This window comes from Pseudomonas pseudonitroreducens (assembly GCF_021603645.1).
GTDB lineage: Bacteria > Pseudomonadota > Gammaproteobacteria > Pseudomonadales > Pseudomonadaceae > Pseudomonas > Pseudomonas pseudonitroreducens.
Genome location: NZ_BQHJ01000005.1, coordinates 510,754 through 535,722, shown reverse-complemented (window position 1 = coordinate 535,722; position 24,969 = coordinate 510,754). Strand labels below are relative to the sequence as shown.

24 protein-coding genes are annotated in these 24,969 nt (G+C 63.3%); 12 read left to right on the top strand and 12 right to left on the bottom strand.

The features are described 5' to 3' along the window. From L6D89_RS15390 to L6D89_RS15370, 5 genes are all read left to right on the top strand, one after another. Nucleotides 1-1,820, top strand: a 1,820-nt coding sequence (locus tag L6D89_RS15390; protein WP_236200360.1) for a DUF2345 domain-containing protein, incomplete at its 5' end; no start/stop codon positions are given. Beyond that, nucleotides 1,817-3,823, top strand: coding sequence for a phospholipase D-like domain-containing protein (locus L6D89_RS15385; protein WP_236200359.1), 2,007 nt, complete (start codon nt 1,817-1,819; stop codon nt 3,821-3,823). The genes L6D89_RS15390 and L6D89_RS15385, both read left to right, overlap by 4 nt. Continuing rightward, nucleotides 3,823-5,118 carry an SEL1-like repeat protein gene (locus L6D89_RS15380; RefSeq protein WP_236200358.1) on the top strand — a complete coding sequence of 432 codons (1,296 nt, stop codon included), beginning with the start codon at nt 3,823-3,825 and terminating at the stop codon, nt 5,116-5,118. The genes L6D89_RS15385 and L6D89_RS15380 overlap by 1 nt, the downstream gene beginning before the upstream one ends. A gap of 19 nt (nt 5,119-5,137) precedes the next feature. Further along, nucleotides 5,138-6,289, top strand: a complete 1,152-nt coding sequence (locus L6D89_RS15375; RefSeq protein WP_236200357.1) for an SEL1-like repeat protein — start codon at nt 5,138-5,140, stop codon at nt 6,287-6,289. 53 nt (nt 6,290-6,342) lie between these two features. Then, entirely contained in the window at nt 6,343-6,642 is a 300-nt protein-coding gene (locus L6D89_RS15370) for a hypothetical protein (RefSeq protein ID WP_236200356.1), read from the top strand. 636 nt (nt 6,643-7,278) lie between these two features. Here L6D89_RS15370 and L6D89_RS15365 read toward each other — a convergent pair. The 7 genes from L6D89_RS15365 to L6D89_RS15335 form a co-directional block, all read right to left on the bottom strand. Continuing rightward, on the bottom strand, nt 7,279-7,971 hold the full coding sequence (locus tag L6D89_RS15365) for an amino acid ABC transporter permease (RefSeq protein WP_236200355.1): 693 nt from the start codon (nt 7,969-7,971) through the stop codon (nt 7,279-7,281). Nucleotide 7,972: 1 nt separating this feature from the next. After that, complete coding sequence (locus L6D89_RS15360; protein WP_236200354.1) at nt 7,973-8,686, bottom strand: amino acid ABC transporter permease; 714 nt, start codon at nt 8,684-8,686, stop codon at nt 7,973-7,975. A gap of 77 nt (nt 8,687-8,763) precedes the next feature. Then, nucleotides 8,764-9,570, bottom strand: coding sequence for an ABC transporter substrate-binding protein (locus tag L6D89_RS15355; RefSeq protein WP_236200353.1), 807 nt, complete (start codon nt 9,568-9,570; stop codon nt 8,764-8,766). A gap of 352 nt (nt 9,571-9,922) precedes the next feature. Next, nucleotides 9,923-10,852 carry an aliphatic sulfonate ABC transporter substrate-binding protein gene (locus L6D89_RS15350; protein WP_236200352.1) on the bottom strand — a complete coding sequence of 310 codons (930 nt, stop codon included), beginning with the start codon at nt 10,850-10,852 and terminating at the stop codon, nt 9,923-9,925. Between the two features lie 4 nt (nt 10,853-10,856). Then, nucleotides 10,857-11,900, bottom strand: coding sequence for an L-glyceraldehyde 3-phosphate reductase (mgrA, locus tag L6D89_RS15345; protein WP_236200351.1), 1,044 nt, complete (start codon nt 11,898-11,900; stop codon nt 10,857-10,859). A gap of 48 nt (nt 11,901-11,948) precedes the next feature. Then, entirely contained in the window at nt 11,949-13,271 is a 1,323-nt protein-coding gene (locus L6D89_RS15340) for an LLM class flavin-dependent oxidoreductase (protein WP_236200350.1), read from the bottom strand. Between the two features lie 89 nt (nt 13,272-13,360). After that, nucleotides 13,361-15,619 (bottom strand): TonB-dependent receptor, encoded by a 2,259-nt coding sequence (locus tag L6D89_RS15335; RefSeq protein WP_236200349.1) that lies wholly within the window; start codon nt 15,617-15,619, stop codon nt 13,361-13,363. Between the two features lie 236 nt (nt 15,620-15,855). Here L6D89_RS15335 and L6D89_RS15330 point away from each other — a divergent pair, with 236 nt between their 5' ends. Next, nucleotides 15,856-16,896, top strand: coding sequence for a LacI family DNA-binding transcriptional regulator (locus tag L6D89_RS15330; RefSeq protein WP_236200348.1), 1,041 nt, complete (start codon nt 15,856-15,858; stop codon nt 16,894-16,896). A gap of 114 nt (nt 16,897-17,010) precedes the next feature. Here the strand turns inward: L6D89_RS15330 and L6D89_RS15325 are convergent, their stop codons facing one another. After that, on the bottom strand, nt 17,011-17,652 hold the full coding sequence (locus L6D89_RS15325; RefSeq protein WP_236175888.1) for a phosphoribosyltransferase: 642 nt from the start codon (nt 17,650-17,652) through the stop codon (nt 17,011-17,013). Nucleotides 17,653-18,269: 617 nt separating this feature from the next. Between L6D89_RS15325 and L6D89_RS15320 the strand changes: the two genes are divergently transcribed. Continuing rightward, nucleotides 18,270-18,443, top strand: coding sequence for a hypothetical protein (locus L6D89_RS15320; protein ID WP_236175889.1), 174 nt, complete (start codon nt 18,270-18,272; stop codon nt 18,441-18,443). Nucleotides 18,444-18,552: 109 nt separating this feature from the next. Here L6D89_RS15320 and L6D89_RS15315 read toward each other — a convergent pair whose 3' ends face one another. After that, nucleotides 18,553-18,723, bottom strand: coding sequence for a con-10 family general stress protein (locus tag L6D89_RS15315; protein ID WP_236200347.1), 171 nt, complete (start codon nt 18,721-18,723; stop codon nt 18,553-18,555). A gap of 335 nt (nt 18,724-19,058) precedes the next feature. Here L6D89_RS15315 and L6D89_RS15310 point away from each other — a divergent pair, with 335 nt between their 5' ends. Then, nucleotides 19,059-19,283 (top strand): hypothetical protein, encoded by a 225-nt coding sequence (locus L6D89_RS15310; protein WP_236175891.1) that lies wholly within the window; start codon nt 19,059-19,061, stop codon nt 19,281-19,283. A gap of 6 nt (nt 19,284-19,289) precedes the next feature. Here the strand turns inward: L6D89_RS15310 and L6D89_RS15305 are convergent, their stop codons facing one another. Beyond that, the gene (locus tag L6D89_RS15305; protein ID WP_236175892.1) at nt 19,290-19,550 is read right to left on the bottom strand and encodes a hypothetical protein; all 261 of its coding nucleotides are present in this window, start codon (nt 19,548-19,550) and stop codon (nt 19,290-19,292) included. Between the two features lie 168 nt (nt 19,551-19,718). Between L6D89_RS15305 and L6D89_RS15300 the strand changes: the two genes are divergently transcribed. Continuing rightward, a complete protein-coding gene (locus tag L6D89_RS15300; protein WP_236200346.1) occupies nt 19,719-19,958 on the top strand; it encodes a hypothetical protein in 240 nt (79 codons plus the stop codon). Nucleotides 19,959-20,052: 94 nt separating this feature from the next. Further along, nucleotides 20,053-20,286 carry a hypothetical protein gene (locus L6D89_RS15295; RefSeq protein ID WP_236200345.1) on the top strand — a complete coding sequence of 78 codons (234 nt, stop codon included), beginning with the start codon at nt 20,053-20,055 and terminating at the stop codon, nt 20,284-20,286. Nucleotides 20,287-20,307: 21 nt separating this feature from the next. Here the strand turns inward: L6D89_RS15295 and L6D89_RS15290 are convergent, their stop codons facing one another. Together L6D89_RS15290 and ssuD are read right to left on the bottom strand one after the other, a co-directional pair. Then, nucleotides 20,308-20,526, bottom strand: coding sequence for a hypothetical protein (locus L6D89_RS15290; protein WP_236175895.1), 219 nt, complete (start codon nt 20,524-20,526; stop codon nt 20,308-20,310). Between the two features lie 111 nt (nt 20,527-20,637). Continuing rightward, a complete protein-coding gene (gene ssuD, locus L6D89_RS15285; RefSeq protein WP_236200344.1) occupies nt 20,638-21,780 on the bottom strand; it encodes an FMNH2-dependent alkanesulfonate monooxygenase in 1,143 nt (380 codons plus the stop codon). 378 nt (nt 21,781-22,158) lie between these two features. On the opposite strand from ssuD, the gene epsC reads away from it, so the two are divergent. After that, the gene (epsC, locus tag L6D89_RS15280; RefSeq protein ID WP_236200343.1) at nt 22,159-23,112 is read left to right on the top strand and encodes a serine O-acetyltransferase EpsC; all 954 of its coding nucleotides are present in this window, start codon (nt 22,159-22,161) and stop codon (nt 23,110-23,112) included. A gap of 308 nt (nt 23,113-23,420) precedes the next feature. Next, nucleotides 23,421-24,287, top strand: coding sequence for a 4-hydroxy-tetrahydrodipicolinate synthase (dapA, locus tag L6D89_RS15275; protein WP_236200342.1), 867 nt, complete (start codon nt 23,421-23,423; stop codon nt 24,285-24,287). Nucleotides 24,288-24,969: the final 682 nt, after the last annotated feature.

Genomic DNA, 24,969 nt, shown 5'->3' with positions numbered 1-24,969 from the left:
GCCATGCCGAAAGCGGCGTGTTCTACGCCCAGTTGGCCCACGAGCGCTACCTCAACGACCAGCTTCGCCTGAGTGGCGCCAGCAGCAGCGCCGCCCTGGCCCCCGGCCAGGTGCTCAAGGTCGAAGGCGGCGCACCGGCCGCCTTCAGCGAAGGCGCGCTGATCGTCCGCACCCACTGCACCGCCGCCCGCGACCGCAGCTTCGAAGTGCGCTTCGAAGCCATACCGGACGGCACCATCGCCTTCCGCCCGCCAGTACCGGCCAAACCACGTATCGCCGGCACCGTGCCCGCGCGCGTCACCAGCCCGCAGCAGAACGACCCCTACAGCCACATCGATGGCGAAGGGCGCTACCGCGTCAACTTCCTGTTCGACCGCGACACCTGGCCCGCCGGCCGCGAAAGCATGTGGCTGCGCCTGGCGCGGCCCTACGCCGGCGACACCCACGGCCTGCACCTGCCACTGCTGGCCGGCACCGAAGTGGCTGTGGCCTTCGAACAGGGCGACCCGGACCGGCCCTTCATCGCCCACGCCCTGCACACCAACCTCGAACCCGACCACGTCACCATCCACAACCACAAGCGCAACGTCCTGCGCACGCCGGCCAACAACAAGATTCGCCTGGACGACACCCGTGGCCAGGAACACATCAAGGTCAGCACCGAATACTCCGGCAAGAGCCAGCTCAACCTGGGTCATCTGGTGGATGCGCAACGCAAGAAGCGTGGCGAAGGTTTCGAGCTGCGCACCGATGGCTGGGGGGCAGTGCGCGCGGGCAAGGGCATGTTCATCAGCGCCGACGTACAGCCCGGCGCCCAGGGCCAGGTACTGGCCATGCAGGAGGCTGTCGCACGCTTGGAGCAGGCCGGCGATGAGATGCAGAAGCTCTCCGCCGACGCCGAAACCGCCAAGGCTGACCCGGCTGATTTCCTGGCGCAAATCGCATTCATGCGCGAGGAGGTCAATCAGTTGCAGGCATCGGTGGCGTTACTCAGCGCACCCAACGGCATCGCCCTCACCAGTGGCAACCACCTGCAACTGGCTGCCCAGCGCAACCTGATACTCAACGCCGGCAACGAGGCGGACGTCAGCGTGGTCAAGCGCCTGTTCATCGGTGTGGGCGAGGGCATGAGCCTGTTCGTGCGCAAGCTCGGCATGAAACTCATCGCCAACCAGGGCGCGGTGCAGATCCAGGCGCAGAACGACCGCATGGAAATACTCGCCCGCCAGGGATTGGACATCGTCAGCACCGAAGACGAAATCCACATCACCGCGAAGAAGAAAATCATCCTCAATGCCGCCGGCACCTACATCCGCATGGACAACTGCGGCATCGAGTCCGGCACCCAGGGCGACTACCTGATCAAGTCGGTCCACTTTGATTTCCAGGGGCCGGCGAGCATGCCGGCGACCCACCCGCAATACCCCAGGCTCGAATCCACCCAGCGCATCAAGGTTCGTATTTCGCGCGCGCCCACTGCCCCGCAAAACACCTGGGCAGGCATGCCTTACACGCTGTACGCCGATGGAGCGCCACTGGAGAAAGGCGTGCTGGACAAGACCGGCTTCCTTGCCTTCGACCACCAGGTCGTCACCCGGCAGTACCGGCTGGAGTTGGCCAACGGCGTCAGCTATCGCATTCCCGTGCCTGAGGATTACAGCAACCCGGAGCAGGGGGAGCTGGCGAATCGGGGGCTGCACAATCATCCATCGCTAACCGGCGATCCCGAGATAGGTCCGCCTTCGCAGCACACAGAACATCGCACTGACTACGCCCAATTGCTGAAAGAAATCGCCAAGCGCGCAGGAGATCAGTCATGACATCGTGTGAAATCGTAGCGCCGCTGGCACTGCAATATGGCAACGAAGTTACCTGCAATTCCCCCTGGTTCGTTCCGGATACCGAATACCGGCCCAGGCCCGCCACCTACAAACCGTTGATCAATGGCGAGGAAGCCTTCCGCGCCGTGCACGAGGCCATCGCCAAGGCAACGAAGTCCGTGGACATCATCTGTTGGGGTTTTCAGCCCTCGATGTATTTCATTCGCGACGGCAGCGCACCCTGTATCGGCGATCTGCTGATAGCCAAGGCAACAGACAAGAACAACCCAGTGCGGGTGCGCATTCTGGGCTGGGAGGCGCCCTACAACCTGACAGGCTTTGTTGTGGGCGAGTCCAACCTACCCAGCAAAGAAGTGGTAGGTCCCGGGCAGCGCGCAGGGCAAACCTCCACGGACGAGCAATATGCCTATGACCGCAGATGGTTCCGCGATTGCTCTGCCATGGCCAGCGAGGCAACGGTCTGGGACAAAGCCTGTCCGATTTTTATCAGCCGTGACTTCAATCTGATGCAACGAGCTGAAATCGCCTATCAAGCAGCCCTGCGCAGCCTCGACCCCGACCTCAGCAAATGGACGATATTGTCTTTGGCTGGGGCTCCCTCACACCACCAGAAGACCGTCCTGGTCGACTACGAAATCCCCGAGTTGGCGGTTGGCTTTGTCATGGGCCACAACATGCTCGACGAATACTGGGACACCGACCTGCACTCGGCCAAAGGCCGCACCAGCGATATGCCCGCACCCAACAAAGGCCCGCGCGGTCGGCTACCGCGCCAGGACATCTCCAGCCGAGTTACCGGGCCGATACTGGCCCACCTGCACCATAACTTTGCCTCCGCCTGGCGCCGGCAGACAGGAGAGGATCTGTTTGTCGCGCGCAACGCCACCATGGTCGCGCATCAGTTGCAGCCCGGCCGTGAAGACTCGCTGCTCATGGCTCAACTCCTGCGCACCCAGGTCCAGGAGGACACCCCGGAGCCTGATAACAAGGCGGTTTACTCCCAGCCGATCGACAACAAAAAACCTCATTCCCCTTGGCCGGAACAGTCTCCAGAGAAGAAACCAAAGCGCGACATCGAAAAGCTCTACCTCCAGACCGTCAACAACGCCACCCAATTTATCTACATCGAAAACCAATACTTCCGTTGGCCAGCGTTGGCCGACGTCATTCTCGACATCACCGGGAGGCAGACCAAAAAAGGCCGCGAACCCGGCCTGCACGGCGCGTTGCACCTGTTCGTGGTCACCAATGCCAACAAGGATGGAGTTGGTGACGGCGTCGTCAACACTCAACGCATGCTCGAACGGCTGGGCCGTGAAGACAGCATGCCGACCGTCACCAAGCTGCGCCGTATCGAACAGGCCAAGCAACGCGCCGCCGAACTGGAACCGGCCTGGCATGAACGCCTCGGGCGCAAGGTCACCGAACTGGCAACAGCGCTGCCCGATGCCCTGCAAGGCACGAACCTCGGCGAGCGCGCACGTGATGCCCAACGCGAGGCCGACGCGCAGGCACGCCAACGCAGCATCGAACTCCAGCAGGAAATCGAAGCCATCCAGAACAACGAGGTCAAGCGCCCACCGGAGCGCCCCGGCCTGAAAATCCACATCTGCTCCCTGGTGGCCAAGGACTCGCCGCCCGGCGCCTGGATGCCGGTGTACATCCACTCCAAGCTGATGATCATCGATGACGTCTTCACCACCCACGGCTCGGCCAATATCAACACCCGTAGCATGCAGGTGGATAGCGAGATGAATATTGCCCACGAGGAGATGGGCGTGACGCAACCCATGCGCCGGAGATTGTGGAGTCTGCATACCAATGGGAGGGGGGCGCAGGATGAGCCGGAAGATGCGTTTGACGCTTGGGGTGACGTTATCAATAGAAACAAGGGACTTCAGAACGACAAGAAAAACGGCGTGCCCTGTGCCCCCATCATCGAGTTCTACTTCGACCCGACTGAACTGAAGAACAAAGACTGATGCGCCGACTCTTCCTGCTTACCTGCCTTCTCCTCGCTGCCTGTGACTCCGGCAGCACCGCCAATGCCCCGCAAAAGGATATTGCCATGGACCCGCTCACCCAGATTCGCGCCAACCTGGCCTTCACCTGCAAACACGAAGAGTTCCCCACGCCCACCGCGGATAGTGACACGCTGTTCCATTACGCCCGCTGGCTGCAGAAGAACAATCAGCTCAAGGAAGATCCGGCCGTGGATAGGCAGGTGGAGCGGCTCTACCGCATCGCCGCTGAACACGGCCACGCCAAGGCCAATATCAACCTGCAGAACGGCTCCATGCAGGGAACGTTCAAGATACGCACTGCCGAACATCTTCGGCTGACCGAGGAATTGATCAACGCCAAGGTTGCCGCCGGCTATGCCTTCATCGCCATCGCCTTGCAGCAGGGCGCGCTGGGCTTGGTGCAGGACAAGGACATGGCCCTGCGGTACTACCGCAAGGCTGCCGATATGGGCAGTCCGGAAGCCCAGGCTTACGTGGCCGACAAGCTCGCACCCAGCGATATGGCGCCGGATATTGCTCGCCAGATGCGGCGTTGTGCTGCGGAGCAGGGAAATGAGGCTGCCGCCACTGACCTTGGTGTTGAGCTTCAAATTCAGAAGCGATTTAAAGAAGCTCTGGAGGCATTCCAGCTTGGCGTAGCGGCAGGCGATGAGAGCTCAGCTTCCGTTCTAAACAACGGATTTCGCAATCCGCCTCTTTCCGATGAGCTGTATTACTTGGACCAGAAAGAAGATCTCGAACGGGCTAATCGTTACAAAACTATTTTGCGTTTCCTTGCGCGGTATTCCTACGCCTCGCCCAAAGTCCCCGAGATCAACGATATTCTCCCGCTGCCCCCTGCCAAGCTGCCACCCTGGGACGGCAAGTTGAAATGGCTGGAAGAGCGCAAGGCCAATATCCCACCACCCAAGCCCAGCGAAGCGTTGATCCAGCAGCTGGCCAAGGACAAACACCTCGACCCCGCCACCGGCCGCCCCACACCGGAGTCGCCCAACTTCGTGCGCCTTCCTTCATACCCCGTCCCACCCGTCTGCGTCAGCGGCGAATCCTGCCCGCGCAGCGGCTATTGGGAGGCCATGGACGTGCACTTCGCCTGGATAAACGTTGAGGGCCAGACGCTACGCCGCTTCCAGCAGGGCGACACCTTGCCGCCCCTGGTACTGGAGCGGCACACCAGACGCCTGTGGCCCTTGCCGGACAAGGTCACAGCCGGCCCCGAACAAGTCAGATGGAGACTGCTTGGCGATGCCTAGGTTTTGGTGGGGCACTTGCTTGGTCCTGCTGCTGTCCGCCTGCGACAACGGCAGTGCCCGGCCACCGCCGAAAGCGACTGTGGCCGTGGACCCACTCACCCAGATTCGCGCCAACCTGGCCTTCGCCTGCAAACACGAAGAGTTCCCCACGCCCACGGCGGACAGCGACATGCTGTTCCACTACGCCCACTGGTTGCAGAAGAACAACCAGCTCAAGGAGGACCCGGCTGTGGATGTGCAGGTCGAACGGCTCTACCGCATAGCTGCCGAACACGGCCATGCCAAGGCCAATATCAACCTGCAGAACGGTTCCATGCAGGGCAAGTTCAAGCTGCGCAACGCCGAGCACCTGCGCTTGGCTGAAGAGTTGATCGAGGCCAAGGTCGGCGCAGGTTATGCTTTCATTGCTATTGCCTTGCAACAGGGCGCACTGGGTTTGGCGAAAGACAAGGACATGGCCTTGCGGTATTACCGAAAGGCCGCCGATATGGGCAGTCCCGAGGCACAATTTTATGTTGGGGAAAAGCTGGAGCCCGTTGAGGCTGCTCCTCCAGTAGCAATGCAAATGTTTCGTTGTGCCGCCGAACAGGGAGATGGGCGAGCAGCCCTAGCCCTCGGAATTTCTCTTCAAATCAGTGAGCACTTTCGTGACGCGCTAGACGTATTTCAACTAGGCGTAATGGCGGGTAACGAAACGGCAGCTTATGTCTTGGAACAGGCATTTCGTGTGCCAAGTGCAGATGATCGATCGAGCTATCTTGGCCAAGAGATAGATATTGAGCGCTCCAATCGGTACAAGGAAATCGGCAAAGTACTCGGAAGCTACTCCTACGCCTCACCCAAAGCCCCCGAGATCAACGACATCCTCCCGCTGCCCCCTGCCAAACTGCCACCCTGGGATGGCAAGCTGAAATGGCTGGAAGAGCGCAAGGCCAATATCCCGCCGCCCAAGCCCAGTGAAGCGTTGATCCAGCAACTGGCCAAGGACAAACATCTGGACCCCGCCAACGGCCGCCCCACACCGGAGTCGCCCAACTTCGTCCGCCTCCCGTCATACCCCGTCCCCCCGATCTGCGTCAGCGGGGAAACTTGCCCGCGCGGCGGCTATTGGGAGGCCGTGGAGATGCGCTTCGCCTGGATTATCGTCTACCGCTTTGCCACCTTGATTTGAAATCGGGTCAATTTGGCCTGCCAATAACGTTACTGACTACCGATAAAAGCATAATGGAAAAATTACCGACTGATTCAACGCCGCCCACCACTGTACGTCGCTCAACATCGATCATAGTCACGCTGTTGCTCTTGGCAGGCACGGCTCTAACCATTTATCTCATTGCCATGGCTTTTGTACCTGGTAATCGAGGATATGGTGGCCTTCTTTATTTGTTCGGGTCGGTCTTGGCTGGCGGCGCGGTTATCTGGAGTTTTATCACTTGGCTGGCGTACCGCCAATGCGAACTGCGGGGCGAAGGAAAGCTGTCAGTATGGCGCTATGGATTTTATTTCTGCCGCTCATTGTACTGATAGCAACTATGGTTTTTGGCTTGCTGGCACAGATACTCGGTGGGGGCTAGTAGTAAGTGAGCTTTCGAGCAAGTCCTTAGGGCGCTTGGTGTGCTTTCGCCTCGCTACAGATGAAGGAAATCGGTCTTTGAGAAATCTACCCAATGGGCGATGCTGGCCAGCCATCGGCAGGGTCTCGAGCGCTATAGGAATAGGTATTCCAGTAATAGAGATTTTGTCGGCCTGAGCGGAGTTTGGCGGGGGCGGTTATGATCGTAAATTTAATGAGTCATATGCCTTTCTAATATATTCATGCAGGCCGTTTCTTTGGCTGGTTACTTTTACCTCTCTTCTAACGCTTCTGGAGTGGATGCAGGAGTGTGAGAGAAACCCTGATAAGGGTTGCCGTCACGGCGACTAACGAATTGGCCATATTGCTTAGATTTCACGGCATTGGTGCTGTGCGTGTGACCGGCTAGGTAGGTTACCCGGCCTCGGGCCCCGCAGTGATCAACGACCAGGTATTCCCGTGGCCTTTCATGGGCACCGCAGCACTAATCTATGTGCGTTGTTGACTAAATTCCTTGGAGAAACTTGAGCTGAGCGCGGCAATACATTGCGCACCTGGTGCCAATCGGTTGGTTGGACTGTGCAGCCTTAGGCCTTCTTGTCTGGACCGAGCTTCAGCCTCGCCACCAACGCCGCCGTCAGGTCCAGCGCCGAGCACAGCAGGAAGTAGAGCAGGGCGACGAACAGGAAGACTTCCGTGGGATGCACCATCACCCGGTTGCTCACCTGGGTGGCGACGAAGGACAGTTCGCCGACGCCGATCACGTAGGCCAGGGAGGTGTCCTTGATCAGCGAGACCCACTGGTTGAGGAACGACGGCAGCATGATCGGCAGCGCCTGCGGCAGGATCACCAGGGTGAGCACCTGCCAAGGGCGCAGACCCAGTGCGCGGGCCGCGTCCCACTGGCCCTTGGGCAGGCTTTCGATGCCCGCGTGCACCGAGTGCGCCAGATAGGCCCCGCCGATCAGCGACAGCGCGCAGACCACTGTGCCCAGCGCCGGCACATCGATGTGCAGGACGATGGGCAGGAGGAAGTAGACCCAGAAGATCAGCATCAGCACCGGAATGGCGCGGAAGAAACCGAGGAACGCCACCAGCAGCAGGCGTGGTTTGCCGCGTAGTACCGACAACGCGATGCCCAGTGCCAGGCCGATCACCGCCGAGGCAAGGCCGGAGGCGAGGGCAAGGATCACCGTGAGCGCCGCGCCGCCCAGCGGGCCGTCCGGGTAGGCGCCGATGAGGAAATAGGACAGGTTGTCCGAGATCACCGAAAAGTCCATGTCAGGCCCCCTGGCGATAGCGGCGCGTTTGCTGGATCGCCTGGCCCAGCGCCTCGATCAGCGCGATGGCGCCGATGTACAGCAGGGTGGCGATGCCGAACGCCTGGAAGGTCTTGAAGGTCTGCGTCTCCACCTGCCGCGAGGCGTAGGAAAGCTCCGCCAGGCCGATGGCCATGGCCAGCGAGGAATTCTTCAGCGCATTCATGTATTGCCCCATCAATGGCGGCAGCGCGGTGCGCAGTGCCTGCGGCAGGATCACCCAGCGCCACACCTGCAGCGGACGCAGGCCCAGGGCCATGCCGGCCTCGCGCTGCTGCGCGCTGACCGAGGCGATGCCGGCGCGGAATTCCTCGGCGATGAACGCCGTGGTGTAGAGCGTCAGCCCCCAGGCGGCGGCGAGGAATTCGAAGGACGGCCAGGCCAGCCAGCCAAGCTCATGGGGCGAGTTGAGCCAGAAGACGAAGTCCTCCGGCAGCAGCGCCGGCACGCCGAAGTACCAGAAGAACAACTGCACCAGCAGCGGTGTATTGCGCAACAGCGCGAGATAGGCCCGCGCCGGCCAGGACAGCCAGCGCGATTTCGCCTGCCGGGCGATGGCCAGCGGCGCGCCGAGCAGGGTGGCGATAACGCAGCAGAACAGGGAGATACCCAGGGTCAGCAGGAAGCCGTCGAGCAACCAGCGCAGGTAGGTCGGGGCGAGCAGTTCGCCGAACATGTCACGAATCCATCAGTGGAAGAAACGGCCACGCCCCGGCGAGCCGGGGCGTGGGGTGGTGCGCAGTGGAATGTGGGTCAGCTCTTGTCGCCGATCTTGTACAGACGGGCCAGGGGGGTCTTGGTGTCCGGGCCGAACCAGGTGTCGTAGATCTTCTGCGCCTGGCCCTGGGCTTCCAGTTCGGTGAGGCTCTGGTTGACGAACTCGGCCAGGGCTTTCTCGCCCTTGGGAATGCCAACGCCGATCAGGTCGTTGGAAATGGTGAAGGGCGGCACTTCGTACTTGTCCTTGTCCGGCACGTTGGCCAGCAGGCCGATCAGTTTCGGGCCGTCCTGGGTGATGGCCTGGACCTGGCCGTTGCGCAGGGCGGTGAAGGCGAATGGAGTGTCGTCGTAGGCGATAACCTTGGCGCCGGGGAATTTCTCGCGCAGCACGCCTTCGTTGACGGTGCCCTTGTCGACACCGACGCGCCATTTGTTCAGCTCGTCCGGCGACTTCAGGCTGCCCTTGCGCACGATGAACTGCTGGCCGGAGGAGAAGTAGGGGATGCTGAAATCGACCTGCTCGGCGCGTTCGGGGGTGATGGTGAAGTTGGCCAGCACCAGGTCGACCTTGTTCGCGGTCAGCAGCGGAATGCGGTTGGCCGGGTTGGTCGGCAGTACCTGCAGCTTGACGCCGAGCTTCTCGGCCAGCGCCTTGGCGTAATCCACGTCGAGGCCTTCGATCTGCTTGCTCTTGGCATCGACAAAGCCGAACGGCGGGTTGCTGTCGAAGGCGGCGACACGCAGCACGCCGGCCTTCTTGATGTCGTCCAGGCGGTCGGCGTGGGCCAGGCCGGAGATGACGGCCAGGGCGAGGGCGGTAACGGCAGTGAGTTTCTTCATGAACATCCAGCTCCTTGTCGGGCCGCGCTCGTTTGACGGGGTCCCGGAATGATCGAGAGCGGGCGCTCGAGGGTGGGAGAAGCCCGCTGTAGAGCGGCGGGGGTCGCCCGCCGGCGGAGCCGAGTGTGGCAGCGCGACAGGGCGGCGGAGAAGGAATGAATTGGTCTATCTAATAACCAGACGAAATATCAGAAATAAGTCAGATAACCATTTCCATGTTTTTCGCATGCGCGCAGGAGCGGACTCGTGGAAGTGCACCTGTAGGAGCGAGCTTGCTCGCGAACGAAGTTCCCGGCGACTCAAGCGCTGGGCGGTTCGCGAGAAAGCTCGCTCCTACGAAGAGCAGACGCTGTCAGGGTTTCCAGCGGGCGGCACTGATGTCGACGGCGCGCGGCAGGATGCGTTCGGCGAGGAACAGGTCGGCGGTGCGTTGCTGCGTGGCGATATCGGCAGCGTCCAGCGGGCGGATCGGCGAAGGAGGGCGGTGCTTGAAGGTTTCCGCGATCACTTGCGGGGCGAGGCCGGTGACACGCGCCATGATCGCCACGCTGCCGGCCTCGTCGCTGCGAGTCAGTGCTTCGGCCTGGTTGAGGCTGTCCAGCACCTGGCGGATGAACTCGGCATTCTTTCCAGCGTACTCACGGCTGGACAGGTAGAACGGCCCGCTCAGCCCCACCTCGGAACCATCCGCCAATAGCCGCGCGTTGCCGCCCAGCAGCAGCGCCGAGTACCACGGGTCCCAGATCGCCCACGCATCAACTTTTCCGCTCTCGAAGGCGGCGCGGGCGTCGGCCGGTGTGAGATACAGCGGCTGGATATCGCGCAGGGTCAGGCCGGCCTGCTGCAACAGGCGCAGCAGCAGGTTGTGCGAGCTGGAACCTTTCTGGAAGGCCACGCGCTTGCCCTTGAGCTCGGCCACGCTGTGGATCGGGCTGTCCCTGGGCACCACGACGGTTTCCGCCTGCGGCTTGGGCGGCTCGATGCCGACGTAGAGCAGGTCGGCGCCGGCGGCCTGGGCGAAGATCGGCGGGATGTCGCCGGTAGAGCCCAGGTCCAGGCTGCCGACGTTCAGCGCTTCGAGCATCTGCGGGCCGGCGGGGAATTCGATCCACTGGATCTGTGTCTGCGGGAAGCGCTGCTCCAGCAGGCCATGCTCCTTGGCCAGTACCAGGCTGACGGAAGCCTTCTGATAGCCGATGCGCAATTGCGCCGGGTCCTGCGCCTGGGCGGCGCCGGCCACGAGCAGCAGCAACCCGGCGAGCAGTCGTTGAAGCGGTTTCACAGGCTCATTCCTTCCAGTCGTGGGAGGGTTGTTCCCAGAGGTTGATCCCGCCTTCCACGGCAAAGCGATCGATCTCCGCCAGTTCTTCTGCGCTGAAGGTGAGGTTGTCCAGGGCGGCGACGTTCTCGACGATCTGCTCGGGGCGGCTTGCGCCGATCAGCGCGGAGGTCACGCGGGCATCACGCAGCACCCAGGCCAGCGCCAGTTGCGCCAGGCTCTGGCCGCGGCGCTGGGCAATTTCGTTGAGCGCGCGGGCGCGGCGCAGGTTGTCCTCGGAGAGATGCTCCGGCCGCAGCGAGGCGCCGCCCGGCTGGTTGACCCGCGCATCAGCCGGCACACCATTCAGGTAGCGGTCGGTCAGCAGTCCCTGGGCCAGCGGAGTGAAGGCGATGACGCCCGTGCCCAGTTCGTCGGTGGTGGCCAGCAGGTCCTTCTCCACCCAGCGGTTGAACAGGTTGTAGGCCGGCTGGTGGATCAGCAGCGGCACCTTCCATTCCTTCAGTAGCGCGGCCAGTTCGGAGGTCTTGCCGGCGGAATAGGACGAAATACCGACGTACAGCGCCTTGCCCTGCTGCACGGCGCTGGCCAGTGCGCCGGCGGTTTCCTCCAGCGGCGTGTCCGGGTCGAAGCGATGCGAGTAGAAGATGTCCACGTAGTCCACGCCCAGGCGTTGCAGGCTCTGGTCGAGGCTGGACAGCAGGTACTTGCGCGAGCTGCCGCCCTGGCCGTAGGGGCCGGGCCACATGTCCCAGCCGGCCTTGGTGGAGATGATCAGCTCGTCGCGGTAGCCGGCGAAGTCCTCGCGCAGCAGGCGGCCGAAGTTGATTTCGGCGCTGCCGTAGGGCGGGCCGTAGTTGTTGGCCAGATCGAAGTGGTTGATGCCCAGGTCGAAGGCGGTGCGCAGCAGGGCGCGCTGGCGGTCCAGCGGTACGCTGTCGCCGAAGTTGTGCCACAGGCCGAGGGAGAGGGCGGGCAGCACCAGACCGCTGCGGCCGGCACGGCGGTACGGGATGCGCTGGTAGCGGTCGGGGTGGGCGAGGTAGGTCATGAATACTCCATTGGGTACGGGCCGCCATGGAGGCCGGCCCGTGAATCGTCAGATCGTGTAGCGATTGGCCGGGCGCTTGAGCCCGAGGTGGTCGCGCAGGGTGCTGCCGCTGTAGTCGCGACGGAACAGTCCGCGACGCTGCAGTTCCGGCACCACGAAGTTGGCGACATCTTCCAGTCCGCCCGGCAGGTGCGGCACCAGTACGTTGAAGCCGTCGGCGGCGCCGCCTTCGAACCAGGCCTGGAGTTCGTCGGCGATCTGCGTCGGCGTGCCGATCAGGCTGTAGTGCCCGCGACCACCGGCGATGCGCCGGCCAAGCTGGGCCAGGGTCAGGTTCTCGCGCCCGGCCAGTTCGGTGAGCAGCAGCTGGCGGCTACGCTGGCCGCTGTCGGTCAGCGGCAGCTTGGGCAGGGGGCCGTCCAGCGGGTAGACGGAGAGATCGAAGTTGCCGAGCATGCGCGAGAGCAGGGCGACGCCGACATGAGGCTCCACCAGTTCCTGGAATTCCTCGAATTTCTCCTGCGCTTCGCTCTGGCTCTGGCCGACCACCACGAACACGCCCGGCATGATCTTCAGCTCATCCGGCGTGCGGCCGAACTTGCCCAGGCGGCCCTTCAGGTCGCTGTAGAAGTCGCGCGCGGCAGCCAGTGAAGTCTGCGCGGTGAACACCACTTCGGCGGTCTGTGCGGCCAGCTCGCGGCCGGTCTCGGAACTGCCGGCCTGGACGATCACCGGGCGGCCCTGGGGCGAGCGCGCGACGTTCAGCGGGCCTTGCACGCGGAAGTGTTCGCCTTCGTGGTTCAGCACGTGCAGCTTGGCCGGGTCGTAGTACTGCCCGCTGGCCTTGTCGCGGGTGAAGGCATCGTCTTCCCAGCTGTCCCACAGTCCCGTCACCACGTCATGGAATTCCCGTGCGCGGGCATAGCGCTCGGCGTGGCCGAAGTGTTCCTGGCGGTTGAAGTTCAGCGCCTCGGCGGCGGCATCGGAAGTCACCAGGTTCCAGCCTGAGCGACCGCCGGAAAGGTGGTCGAGCGAGGCGAACTTGCGCGCCACGTGGTAGGGCTCGTTGTAGCTGGTGGTGACGGTGGCGACCAGGCCGATGCGCTCGGTCACCGCGGCCAGCGCCGAAAGCAGCGTCAGCGGTTCGAAGTGATCGGAGCGGGCCATGCGGCTGGCGATCTCCGCTGTGGGCGCGGCGACGCTGTCGGCAACGAAGACCGCGTCGAACTTCGCCGCCTCGGCGATCTGAGCCAGGCGCTTGTACAGGCGGAAATCCAGGCCGCCATCGGCCGGGACGTCGGGGTGCCTCCAGGCGGCGACGTGGTGACCGGTGGCCATGAGAAAGGCGCCAAGGGAGAGAGTGCGTGTCATGTCGGGTTTCCTGTGTGTCCGTTGGGAGGACGCAAGGCAGCGGGGTCGATCTCATGGGCGGCGCCGGGGCGAGCCGGCGCCGCATCGGCTCAGAAGTCCTTGCGCAGCTCCACGCCGAAGTAGCGCCCGTCGTCACGCGGCACCATGCGGTAGATGTAGCTGCCGCCGCTGGCCAGCAGCGGCGAGTAGGACTTGTCGGTGAGGTTCTTGCCGAGCAGGGCGACGCGCCAGCCGTCGTTGTAGTCGGCCAGGGCGACGCTGGCGTTCCACAGGCCGTAGGCGCCCTGGATGGTGTCGGGGTTCTGGCTGAGGTCGTACTGCACCTTGTCCTGCCAGCTGTAGTCGGTGCCCAGCTCCACATCCAGGCCGTTGTCCAGCGGGATGCTGTAGTCGGCGCGCACGTAGCTCTTCCAGTCCGGGGTGAAGGGCAGCGGCTTGCCGTCGACATTGCAGCTGGACGCCGCACCCGGCGGGCAGGCGAAGCTGTCGACCCGGGCCTTGGTGTAGGCGAGGGCGCCGGAGAGTTTCAACTGGCGGGTCGCCTGGTAGCTGAAGTCCAGTTCGGCGCCTTCGGTCTTGACCTTGCCGGCGTTGATCAGGCGGGTCACCACCTGGCCGGCGACGGTGTCGTAGAAGTTCGCCTGGTAGTTGTCGTAGACGGTGTGGAACACCGCCAGGTTGGCAGTCAGGCGATTGTCCAGCGCGGTGGCCTTCAGGCCGGCTTCCCAGGAGTTGGAAGTTTCCGGCTTGAGCGCGTCGGTATCGCGCGGCTGCATATTGAAGAACACGTTGTACGCCGGGCCCTTGTAGCCGCGCGAGTAGGTGACGTAGCTGGTGAGCTGCTCGCTGAGGTCGTACTGCAGACCGAGGCGGCCGGACCAGCCGTCCTCGTCGGTGGAGCCGGAGCTGGACGTGGACGGCTGGATGCCGGTGACCGCCGTGGCCGAGGTGGAGCGCCGGCGATGGTCGTACTCGAGGTCGTCGTGGGTGTAGCGCAGGCCGGCGATGCCGCGGAAATCATCGGTGAAGTTCAGCGTGCTCTCGCCAAACACCGCGTAGGTGTCGCTGCGCGTGCCGTAGTCGGCCACGCCGCTGTTCTGCGTGGTGGTTGAGGTCACCACGCGGCGGTAGGTCTCGTCGTCCACGGCATGCATGTAGTACAGGCCACCGACGTACTCGAGGAACTCCCCCTTGGGCGAGGCCAGGCGAAGCTCCTGGGAGTACTGGTCGTAATTCAGCTCGCCCTTGTCGTGGGAGCTGGGAATGCTCGCGGTGACCTGCGACAGGCGATCGCCATCCTGCCACTGGGTGTTGTCCCAACCGCGCCAGGCGCTGATGGACGTCAGGGTGTAGTCGCCCAGGTTCCAGTCCAGCTGCGCCGACAGGCCCTTGTTGGTGTCGTCGACGTGGGTGCGGTAATCGCTGATGATCTTGCGGTTGTCGCTGTCCGGTGTCACCGGGCGCAGGGCGTTGGTGAAGGCCGCGCTGCTGCTCTGGGTAATCACGCCGCTGGGGCCGTCGTCGTTGCCCTTCATGTAGTCGGCGATCAGCGTGACCTTGAGGTCGTCGTTCGGCGTGAGCTCGAACCTGGTGCGCGCGCCGGCGCGGTTGTAGCCGTTCACCTCGTGGCCGTTGTGGACGTTGTCGACGTTGCCGTCGTAGCTGCCCACCAGGGTGGTGACGCTGGCCTTGAGCTTGCCGGGGATCAGCGTGCCGCCGATGCCAAAGCGCGTGCGGTTCTCGTTGCCGCCGCCAAAATGCGAGTAGTCGATATAGCCGGTGGTTTCGTCGGGCACCGCGCGGGTCACCACGTTGAGCACGCCGGCCGAGGCGTTCTTGCCGAACAGCGTGCCCTGCGGGCCGCGCAGCACTTCGATGCGTTCCACGTCGAGCAGGTCCAGGGTCGCCTGGCCGGGGCGGCCGAGCACCACGCCGTCGATCACCGTCGACACGCTCGGCTCCACGCCGGGGGAAGTGGAAATGGTGCCCACGCCGCGGACGAACAGCGAGGTGTCCTTGTTCGAGGCACCGGTGCGGAAATTCAGGGTCGGCACCTGCTGCACGATGCTGGAAATGTTGTTGCGGTTGTCGCGCTCCAGCTGTTCGCCATCGACCACAGAGACGGCCACCGGGACCTTCTGCAGCGACTCCTCGCGGCGGGTCGCGGTGACGGTCACTGCCTTGAGCGTCGGTGCCGAGTCGGCGGACTGGGTGTCGCTGCCGGTGGTTTCGGCGGCCTGCACGCTGCAGGCCAGCGCACCGATCACGCTGGCGATACCCAGGGCCAGCGCGCTGCGTCGGCCAGTGAATTGCGGACGACCGAGCGTCCCCCGTTGTTGCGAATGCATAGCCACTCCTTCGTGCCCTGGTCCGCCCTCGGCTCTCTTTGCCGGGGCGCCTTTTTCTACGGGACTGTTTTCTACGGGGCTGTCACGAGCGCTCGCTCGTGCGAGTGGCTGGGATCGTTGCGGACAGTTTGTGTTGTTAGCGCTAACATCGGCGAGTATCCTGAATCGCCAGATAGATCGTCAAATAATTAAAAATTACGTTTATATTCCTGAAATACAGAAACGGGAGCGCCGAATTGGCCAACCAGACACCGCGCAAACGCCGTGGGGCAGGGCGCGTGACGCTGACCGCCGTGGCGGAACTGGCAAAGGTCTCCGCCATCAGCGTGTCGCGCTACTTCAACCAGCCGGCGCAACTGTCGGATGACCTGCGCGAGCGCATCGGCGCGGCAGTGGAGGAGCTGGGCTACGTGCCCAACCAGGTCGCCGGCGGGCTGGCTTCGGCGCGGGGCAGGGTAGTGGGGATGGTGGTGCCGAACATTTCCGGGCCGATCTTCGCCGACACCATCCAGGCCTTCAGCGACACCCTGGCGGCCCACGGTTACCAACTGCTGCTGGCGTCCAGCTACTTCTGCGAAGACAAGGAGGAAAACGCCGTGCGCGCCTTCCTCGGCTGGAACCCGGCAGCGCTGGTGTTGACCAGCCATTTCCATACGCCCGCCACCGAGAAACTCATTGCGGCGGCGGACATGCCGGCGGTGGAGGTGTGGGACTACCAGCCCGGGCGCGCGCCGATCCAGGTCGGCTTTTCCCATTACCAGGTCGGCGTGGATGCCGTGCACTACCTGCACGGCAAGGGCTACCGGCGCATCGCTTTCGTGCAGAACAGCGCAGCGGGCGACTTCAGCGCCCTGGATCGCCGCGACGGCTATGCCGATACCTTGCGCGAACTGGGTGGCGAGCCCTGGATGTTCGTGCCCACCGAAAGTGCACCCTTCGAAGCCGGGCGGCAGGCCATGGAAGCATTGATGGCACGAGGGGCGGAGCGCCCCGAGGCGATCGTCTTCGCCAACGACAACCTCGCCGCCGGTGGCCTGCTCGCGGGCCAGCGCGCGGGGCTGAAGATCCCCAATGAGTGCGCGGTGCTGGGGTTCGGTGATTATCCCTTCGCGCCGATGCTGCTGCCCAGCCTGTCCACCATCAAGCCGCCAGCCCGCGAGATTGGCGAGATCGCCGCGCTACGCGTGCTGCAATCCATCGGCGTGGTGCCCCTCGACGGCCCAGCGGAGCGACTGAACCTGCTCGGCTGCCGGGTGCTGGAGCGTGAAAGCGCCTGAATCCCGCAGCCGGCCCATCCCCTGTAGGAGCGAGCTTGCTCGCGAACCGCTCAACTGCGGAGCCGCCGGGATACTCGTTCGCGAGCAAGCTCGCTCCTACGAAATCTCAAGCGCTTACTTCGCCAGCAGGTCGATCACTTCCTGGTCGCTGAGTTGGTGGAAGTCCCGGTAGTGATCGCCCACCGCACGGAACGGCGACGGGGTATCCAGGCACACCAGCGCGTCCACTTCATCACGCAGCTTCTGTACGGTTTCTGCCGGGCCGACCGGCACAGCCAGCACCACCTTGTGCGGATGATGACTGCGCAGGCACTGCAGCGCGGCACGCATACTGCTGCCGGTAGCCAGGCCGTCATCGACGACGATCAGGTCGCGATCCGCCAGGCGCGCCGGAGCCTTTGCACCGCGATAGAGCAGGCGTCGGCGCTCCAGCTCGCGGATCTGCTCCAGCACCTGTTGCTCGAACCACTCTGGCGGCGGGTCATAGCGTTCGAGCATCTGCTCGTCCACCACCCAGTTCGGCTCCGGACCATCGACGATGGCGCCCAGGGCGAACTCCTCGTTGCCCGGCGCGCCGATCTTGCGCACCAGCAGCACGTCCAGTGGCGCGCCCAGGGCGCGGGCGATCTCCTTGCCAACCGGTACGCCACCACGGGGCAGGGCGAGAACCAGTGGATTCTCCAGCGGCATGTCACGCAGGACCATCGCCAGTGCCACCCCGGCATGGCGACGGTTGGTGTATTGCACTGAGGGCATCTGAACCTCCTTTCGCGAGTCTCGGCAGCGTGTCCAGGGTAAAAGGGCCGCTCGCGGATGCGTTTCCCGATTGCAGGGTAGACGGACCTGGCGGCGCCTGCGACCTGCCGGAAAGCGTTTGCCCGAGCCCGAGCGGAAGGAGCCGGGCGCGCGCGGTCTGTCCTGAGCTGTGAGCGGTAACCCGATCGAAGGTTCGGGAGTTGCGCCCGAACGGCTGCCGGCGCGTGCGAGAACCGGGGAGATACGCCAGCGTGCCGTCGCCGCCGAGGGAGCGCGGTGCGTTTCCTCGATCATGAGTGTGCTGCGGGGGCGGGCAGGCGAGGAGCAGGGCAAAAAGAAGCCCCGTGGGAAAGGGGCCAGGGGAAACGCTGGGAAGTCCGCTCACCCTAACAGCCTGAGCATGTCAGCCAAGCAACTTGTGGCGATAGCCCGCTCCGGTTGGGGGCATATGCGCTGCGCTGGAGTTTCAGACGTCATGCCTGGGTCGGCCGGCTTCGAGGCCACCATTGGGCAGACGCTGGCCGGTTCGCCCGTGCCGCCCCGGCAACTGAACTAGACTGCTGCGCACAAAGGCCATCCACCCACTGGCATGGCCACCTTCGCCGGGAGGAATCACCATGCACGCGTACTTGATCCGCTACAGCCGCAATGGCCAACCCATGAGCACGGTGCTGCTGCAGGAGCGCCTGAGCCGCGAGCAGGCGCAGCAATTCGTCCGTGCGCTGCATGGCCCTGTGGGGCGTGACTCACGTTCGGATATCCAGGTGAATGAGGTGCTCTGCACCCAGTGAGCGGGTCTTTCGAGCCTTTGAACGAATAAAACGGCGCCGATCCTTCGGCGCCGTTTGCGTAGCGGCGGGGAGCGCTGTTCAAGCGCCGGAACGCCCGCTCACCGGGAGTTCAGCGGCCACCACCGTGACTGCGCTGACCACCCTTGCGACCCGCGTCAGCTGCGCGTGCCGGATCATTCTTGAAGTTGCCGCCGCTGTGCTGGCCGCCTTTCCTGCCGGCTTCGGACGCACGCTGGGGGTCTTCTGCAAAGTTGCCTTTACCGCCTCTATGTTCGGCCATGGGAACTACTCCGTGGGAAATATCCGTGAGAAGTGAATAGGTGAATGCCGTGCATTCACTTCATCCGAAACATATCGCGCAGGGGTGTTCGACTCTTTTTCAGAACGATCCGGCATGGCGTTGGCGAAATGCCGTTATATGTAAAGTCTTGCCGCCGGTCCGGGTTGTTTTATTGGCGGTCCCCGGAAAATGCCCCTGCATCCCGCTCAAATCCCTCAATTCATTGATATTCGCCGCAGCGGAAATGAACGCTGCGCAGCAGCTAATGGCAAGTGGCCACGGTTTCATTTTCAGCGCAGCGGCGCACGATGACTCGGGCCATGCAGGAGAGACCGATGAATCCGCCAAGCTGTCACGACGTTGCCGAGCTCCTACAGCGCAGTTACCCGCTATTCGACTTCACCTGTAACCGCCAGGAAGATGGCCGCTACCTGATCAGCCTGCAGAGCCGCTACTCATCAAGGCCGCCAACCCAGGTAATCGGGGTTCACGGCAATGAGCTGCGCACCGATCGGCAGGTCAGGAAGCTTGGCATGGAGCTCATAGGTGCACTGATGTAAGAGCGCTCAAACGACGCGCTTGCGCAGGCGGGCAATGAGTTTCTGCCGCTGTTCGCCGTCGGCTTCCCAGACCTTGCCATCCAGGGCATGGCAGATCAGCCATATTTCCTCGTTATTGAGCATCACGGCGCCGCCACCTGCTTCCGCCCGGCGCTTGCGATAGGCAGCCTGTTTCTCGGCATTGGTCATGGCGCCTTCCTTGCGGGGGCGGCCCTTGCGGGGTGCTTCGAAAGCGTCGCGCGTGGCTTTGTCCTTGGCGTCTTTCATCCGTGCTCCTTTTGCATGGTAACGCGTTACGCTTTTCGGGATGAACTTCAGGTAACGCGTTACCGATCATAGGCGCGAACGCCGGCTACGCCAATCGCCGAGAGGCGGAGCAAGGAGATTGCGCAAGCCCGTTCCGGCGATCCCCACCCACACGCAATGGAGGCTGAAGTGGAGCGACTGCGAAAGGTACTGATGGCCTCGGCTTTCAATGAGACCTGCGTCGTCCAGGTGCTGCGCGAGGCCGCACTCAAAGCTTCCACTGTCGATACCGCCACCGCGCTGATGGCGGCCGCGCAATTGCTCGAGCGCGACGCGGAAACCCTGCTTCACGCCGCCCACCGGATTGATCTCGTCCTGCACCATGCAACTGGCGAAGGCGGCGCCGTCGCGCTGGTTGTGATGGACTGACCGGCAAGCCGATAGCCGCCTTTCATTCTGTTTGAACCGTCCATGCCGGCGCCCGGTCAGTGCTTGAAGTACAGCCAGCAACCGGAGGCCCCCCATGCAGGACGAATCCCTGACAAAGCGCTACCACGTCAGCTTTGTGAGAGATGGGCGGGAATTCGAGTTCGAAGCCGAGGACGAGTCCATGAGCGAGGCGCGGGCGTGGAGTCATGTCGCGCGCCACCTGCACATCCCGACCCATGATCTTCGCGGCTACCAGCAGCGTTACCACACCATTCGGCGCAACGTGGAGGCGCACAATGTGCAGGACGTCTCCTTTCGCATCGCCTGAACAGGGCGCCTGCCAATCAGCTCAGGCCTGAGAGGAGATAAGGCGGACGTCGCTGATGGTGATGCCACAGGCGCCCAGCCATGACTCGACCCTGGCGGAGGAATGCTGCGGCCGGGGTTGCTCGGGAAATTCCCGGACGTAGATGGAGAAGGCGATCGCCTTGAGGTGGGGGATAGTCCGCGACCGCATGAGCAGGTGCCGGTCCTCGCCATTGAGTCGATACTCGATCAGCCATTGCATGGTCGCGCTGCTTCCCTGGCAGAGCCGAACTCCGATAAATGCTGCAGCAAGAGTAGCCCCTGATCGCTCAGGGGCAATGTCGTCAAGGGCTCGCCGTGACGCACCGGCGACTCAGGTGGCCGCCTCCTTGCCCTGCGCGCGCCCGGCGCGGACATCGAAAGCGCCGCCGGTGAGCACGCCATCGACTGTCACGCGACCTTTGCCTGGCAGCAGCGGAAACACCAGTTCGGCAAAGCGGTAGGCCTCTTCCAGGTGCGGATAGCCCGACAGCACGAAACTGTCGACACCCAGGGCGGCGTACTCCAGCAGGCGCGCGGCAACCGTTTGCGGGTCACCCACCAGCGCAGTGCCGGCGCCGCCGCGCACCAGGCCGACGCCCGCCCATAGGTTCGGTGCCACCTCCAGCTTGTTGCGATCACCTCCGTGCAGCGCAGCCATGCGCTGCTGACCCACCGAATCCATCTTCGCGTAGTTGGATTGCGCAGCGGCGATGGTGGCGTCGTCCAGGTGGCTGATCAGTTCGTCGGCGGCGGCCCAGGCTTTCTCGTTGGTCTCGCGGACGATCACGTGCAGGCGCACGCCGAATCGCACCGTTCGACCCTGGCGAGCGGCACGCTCGCGCACGTCGGCGATCTTCTCGGCCACCGCGGCAGGCGGTTCGCCCCAGGTCAGGTAGGCATCCACATGCTTGGCGGCCAGGTCGTGGGCGGCAGGGGAGGAGCCACCAAAATACAGCGGCGGATAAGGCTTCTGCAGCGGCGGGAAAAAGTTCTGCGCGCCGTTCACCTTCAGATGCTTGCCGTCGAAGTCTACGGTTTCGCCCGACAGCAGGCGGCGCCAGATGGTCAGGAACTCGTCGGAAGCGCTGTAACGCTCGTCGTGACTGAGGAACACGCCGTCAGCTTCAAGCTCGGTACTGTCGCCGCCGGGGACGACATTCAGCAGCAGGCGACCGCCGCTGGCCTGGTCCAGCGTGGCGGCCTGGCGCGCCGAGGCAGTGGGATTGCCCAGCGACGTGCGCAGGGCCACCAGCAGCTTGATACGCCGGGTGACCGGCACCAGGCTGGCGGCGGTCACCCACGGATCGAGACAGCTGCTGCCGGTGGGAATCAGCAGGCCGTCGTAGCCGAGCTGATCGGCAGCCACGGCGATCTGCCGCATGTATTCGTTGGTGGCCGGGCGGCCGCTGGTGGAATGACCCAGGTAGCGGGTGTCGCCGGAAGTCGGCAGGAACCAGAAAATATCGAGACTCATGGGGTGTCCTCGTTGCCATCATCGAAGTGGGGCGCTGCCCCGTCGGTGCACGCGTGGCAAGTCTTCATTGGAATTCGGGCCCGGCAGCCGTCCTTGTCGGTACGCTCGGTCAGGCAGAAGGGAAAGGGCAGCTGCGTTGCGGGTTCTGCACGGCAGCAAGGCCTGTGCCAGAGCGGCAGCTCGCGATTTTCGGGCATCTGAAGGCAGGGTGCTGTTGCTGCAGCAACAGTGCTGTTGGTTCAGTGTTGCTGTGGAAACACTCCGTACTACGAAAAAGGCATTAGGTTATGCCTTCCGGCGATTTGTCCTGGGCGGCGCGACCGATCAGGATAGGCAATCGTGATTGAAGCCTCTGAAGATCAAGGAACACAGCAAGCGATGAACGACGCCAACCGACTGAACGAACATGGCCCGGTGAACTGGCAACTGGCGCAGATCGTCGACGACCTGCGCGGCGCGCGCAATGAATGGCGCAGCCGTACTGGCCGCCATCCGGAGCAGGGCGGCCGCGAACTGCCGTCGCGCCAGTCCATCGAGGAAGTAGTGGAACGTCTGGCGAGCGCACTGTTCCCCATGCGCCTGGGGCCGAACGACCTGCGCGAAGAAAGCGAGGACTTCTTCGTCGGCCACACCCTGGACGCCGCCTTGAACGCACTTCTGCTGCAGGCTCGCCTGGAATTGCGCTATAGCGCGCGGCAGCGCGGTGACGTGGTGGATAGCCGGATCGACGAGCATGCCGTGGTGCTGGTGCGCGACTTCGCCAGGGCTCTGCCGGAGATGCGCAAACTGCTCGACGCCGATGTGCTTGCGGCCTACCAGGGCGACCCGGCAGCACGCAGCGTTGACGAGGTGCTGCTGTGCTATCCCGGCGTCGTGGCGATCATTCACCACCGCCTGGCGCATCACCTGTACAACGCCGGCTTGCCGCTACTGGCGCGGATCATCTCGGAACTGGCGCACTCCGCGACGGGCATCGATATCCACCCTGGCGCGCAGATCGGCAGCAGCTTCTTCATCGACCATGGCACTGGTGTGGTGATCGGCGAAACCGCGATCATCGGCAAGCAGGTGCGCATCTACCAGGCGGTAACCCTGGGGGCGAAGCGCTTCACCTCCGACGAGAGCGGCCAGTTGCACAAGGGCGAGCCGCGCCACCCGATCGTCGAGGATGAAGTGGTGATCTACGCCGGCGCCACCATCCTGGGGCGCGTCACCATTGGCAAGGGTTCGACCATTGGCGGCAATGTCTGGTTGACCCGCAGCGTGCCGCCTGGCAGCCAGGTGAGCCAGGCCAGCCTGCAACACGATGAGAGTCGCTGCGGAAAGGACTGAAAGCGGCGAAGCGGAGCGGGGGAGTTGACAGCCCCACCGCTCCTTCAGCAGTATCCGTCAGACATTTCGCGCAACGGCAATTTCATGCTTCCCATCCTCGACCACTCGCTCTCCGCTTCGGGCCTTCCTGCCCGGGCATGCGCGTGCGTCGTCGTTGCCAAGAAATCGAAGAAACAGTCGCTCATTTGACCGGGGCGCTGTCCCGTCAGATGGGCTGACAGGACACAAGGCGCAAGGTCGATCCCCCCGCTTGATTCCCGCATCCCACCCTGACGGCGACCCGACGGTCAGCCAACAGGAGTTTTTGCATGTCGAATTTTCGTGGAATCTGGGTGGCACTGATCACTCCCTTTCGTGATGGCGCAGTGGACTACCCGGCACTGCAGGGGCTGGTTGCCCAGCTACTAGAGCAAGGGGTCGCCGGCCTGGTGGTTTGCGGCACCACAGGTGAGGCCGCCGCGCTGAGCCAGGAAGAACAGCTCGAAGTGCTCGATGCCGTTCTGCAGTGGGTTCCTTCGCAGCAGGTAATCATGGGGCTGGCTGGCAACAACCAGCGCGAGCTGCTGGCCTTCCTCGAAGATATTCAGCGTCGCCCGATAGCCGCCGTCCTGGTGCCCGCGCCGTACTACATCCGACCGTCCCAGGCCGGGCTGGAAGCCTTCTTCCGCACCGTGGCTGATGCCGCCAGCGTCCCGGTCGTGCTTTACGACATTCCCTACCGCAGCGGGGTGCGCATCGAGCGCGAGACGCTGCGCCGCATCGTACGCCACCCCAATATTGCCGCGATCAAGGATTGTGCCGGCGACCCGGAAACGACCATGGCCCTGATCGCCGATGGGCAGGTCTCGGTTCTCACCGGCGAGGACCTGCAGATTTTCAGCAACCTCTGCCTGGGAGGCGCCGGAGCGATCTCGGCGTCCTCGCATGTTCGCGCCGACCTCTATGTGAAGATGTTCCGGCAGATGGAGGAGGGCGACGTGAACTCCGCCAGGCGCACCTTCTACCGGTTGCTGCCGTGGATGCAGGCAGCGTTTGCCGAGCCGAATCCGGCGGCTGTGAAAGGTGCACTGGCACTCCTGGGTTCGATCGCCAATGAAGTACGCGAGCCGATGCAGGCCTGCACGCCGGCGACTCTGGAGCGTTTGAAAGGCGTACTGGCGGAACTGGCTGACTAGGCGTTACTGGCGCTCGCGCAGCGACCAGGAGATTGCAAGGAACGCAACAGGTAACGCGTTACCATTATTGGTCACAATAAAACGTAACGCGTTACTTTTATCGACAAGACCTTGTCTTGCACAGGCGTATCGTCGAAGCCTGCCGGTAGCAGCGACCCGGCGCAGTGATCGCGTCCGGGCAAACTGTTTGTGGCCTCGATGCCTTGCCGACAATTGCCAGGAACATTCGCCGAGAATCACTTCGGCGCAGCGAGAGACTGGCCGCGAGGAATGCGGCACTCAATACGCCACAGGAAACGATACGGCGCTGATCGAATCGATTGCTGGTGCGCGCTCATCACGATGTCGAACGATGGATGAATTCGTCCAGTGCAGCGCGGCGATTCTTCGTGAAGAGAATCGCAGGACAAATTTCCCCACGAACGAGCAGGACCGCTAGCCGCCATGAAGCCAGACTGAGGCAATGATGCAAAACACAGAAAACAGCCGAACTAGAGGTTTCTGCAGGTTAAAATCCGCGACACTGGGCTCAGCGTTCCCCATAGGTAAGTTCGCATAATGTATATTATGTTAAATTGCATATAGGGATACAGAAAGCTCTCTACCCAGGTCTCTGTTCCTGCCGAACTGATTCGCCACACTCTTACCCTATCCACCGGTTCCGGCAAAACAGCTCAGCCTC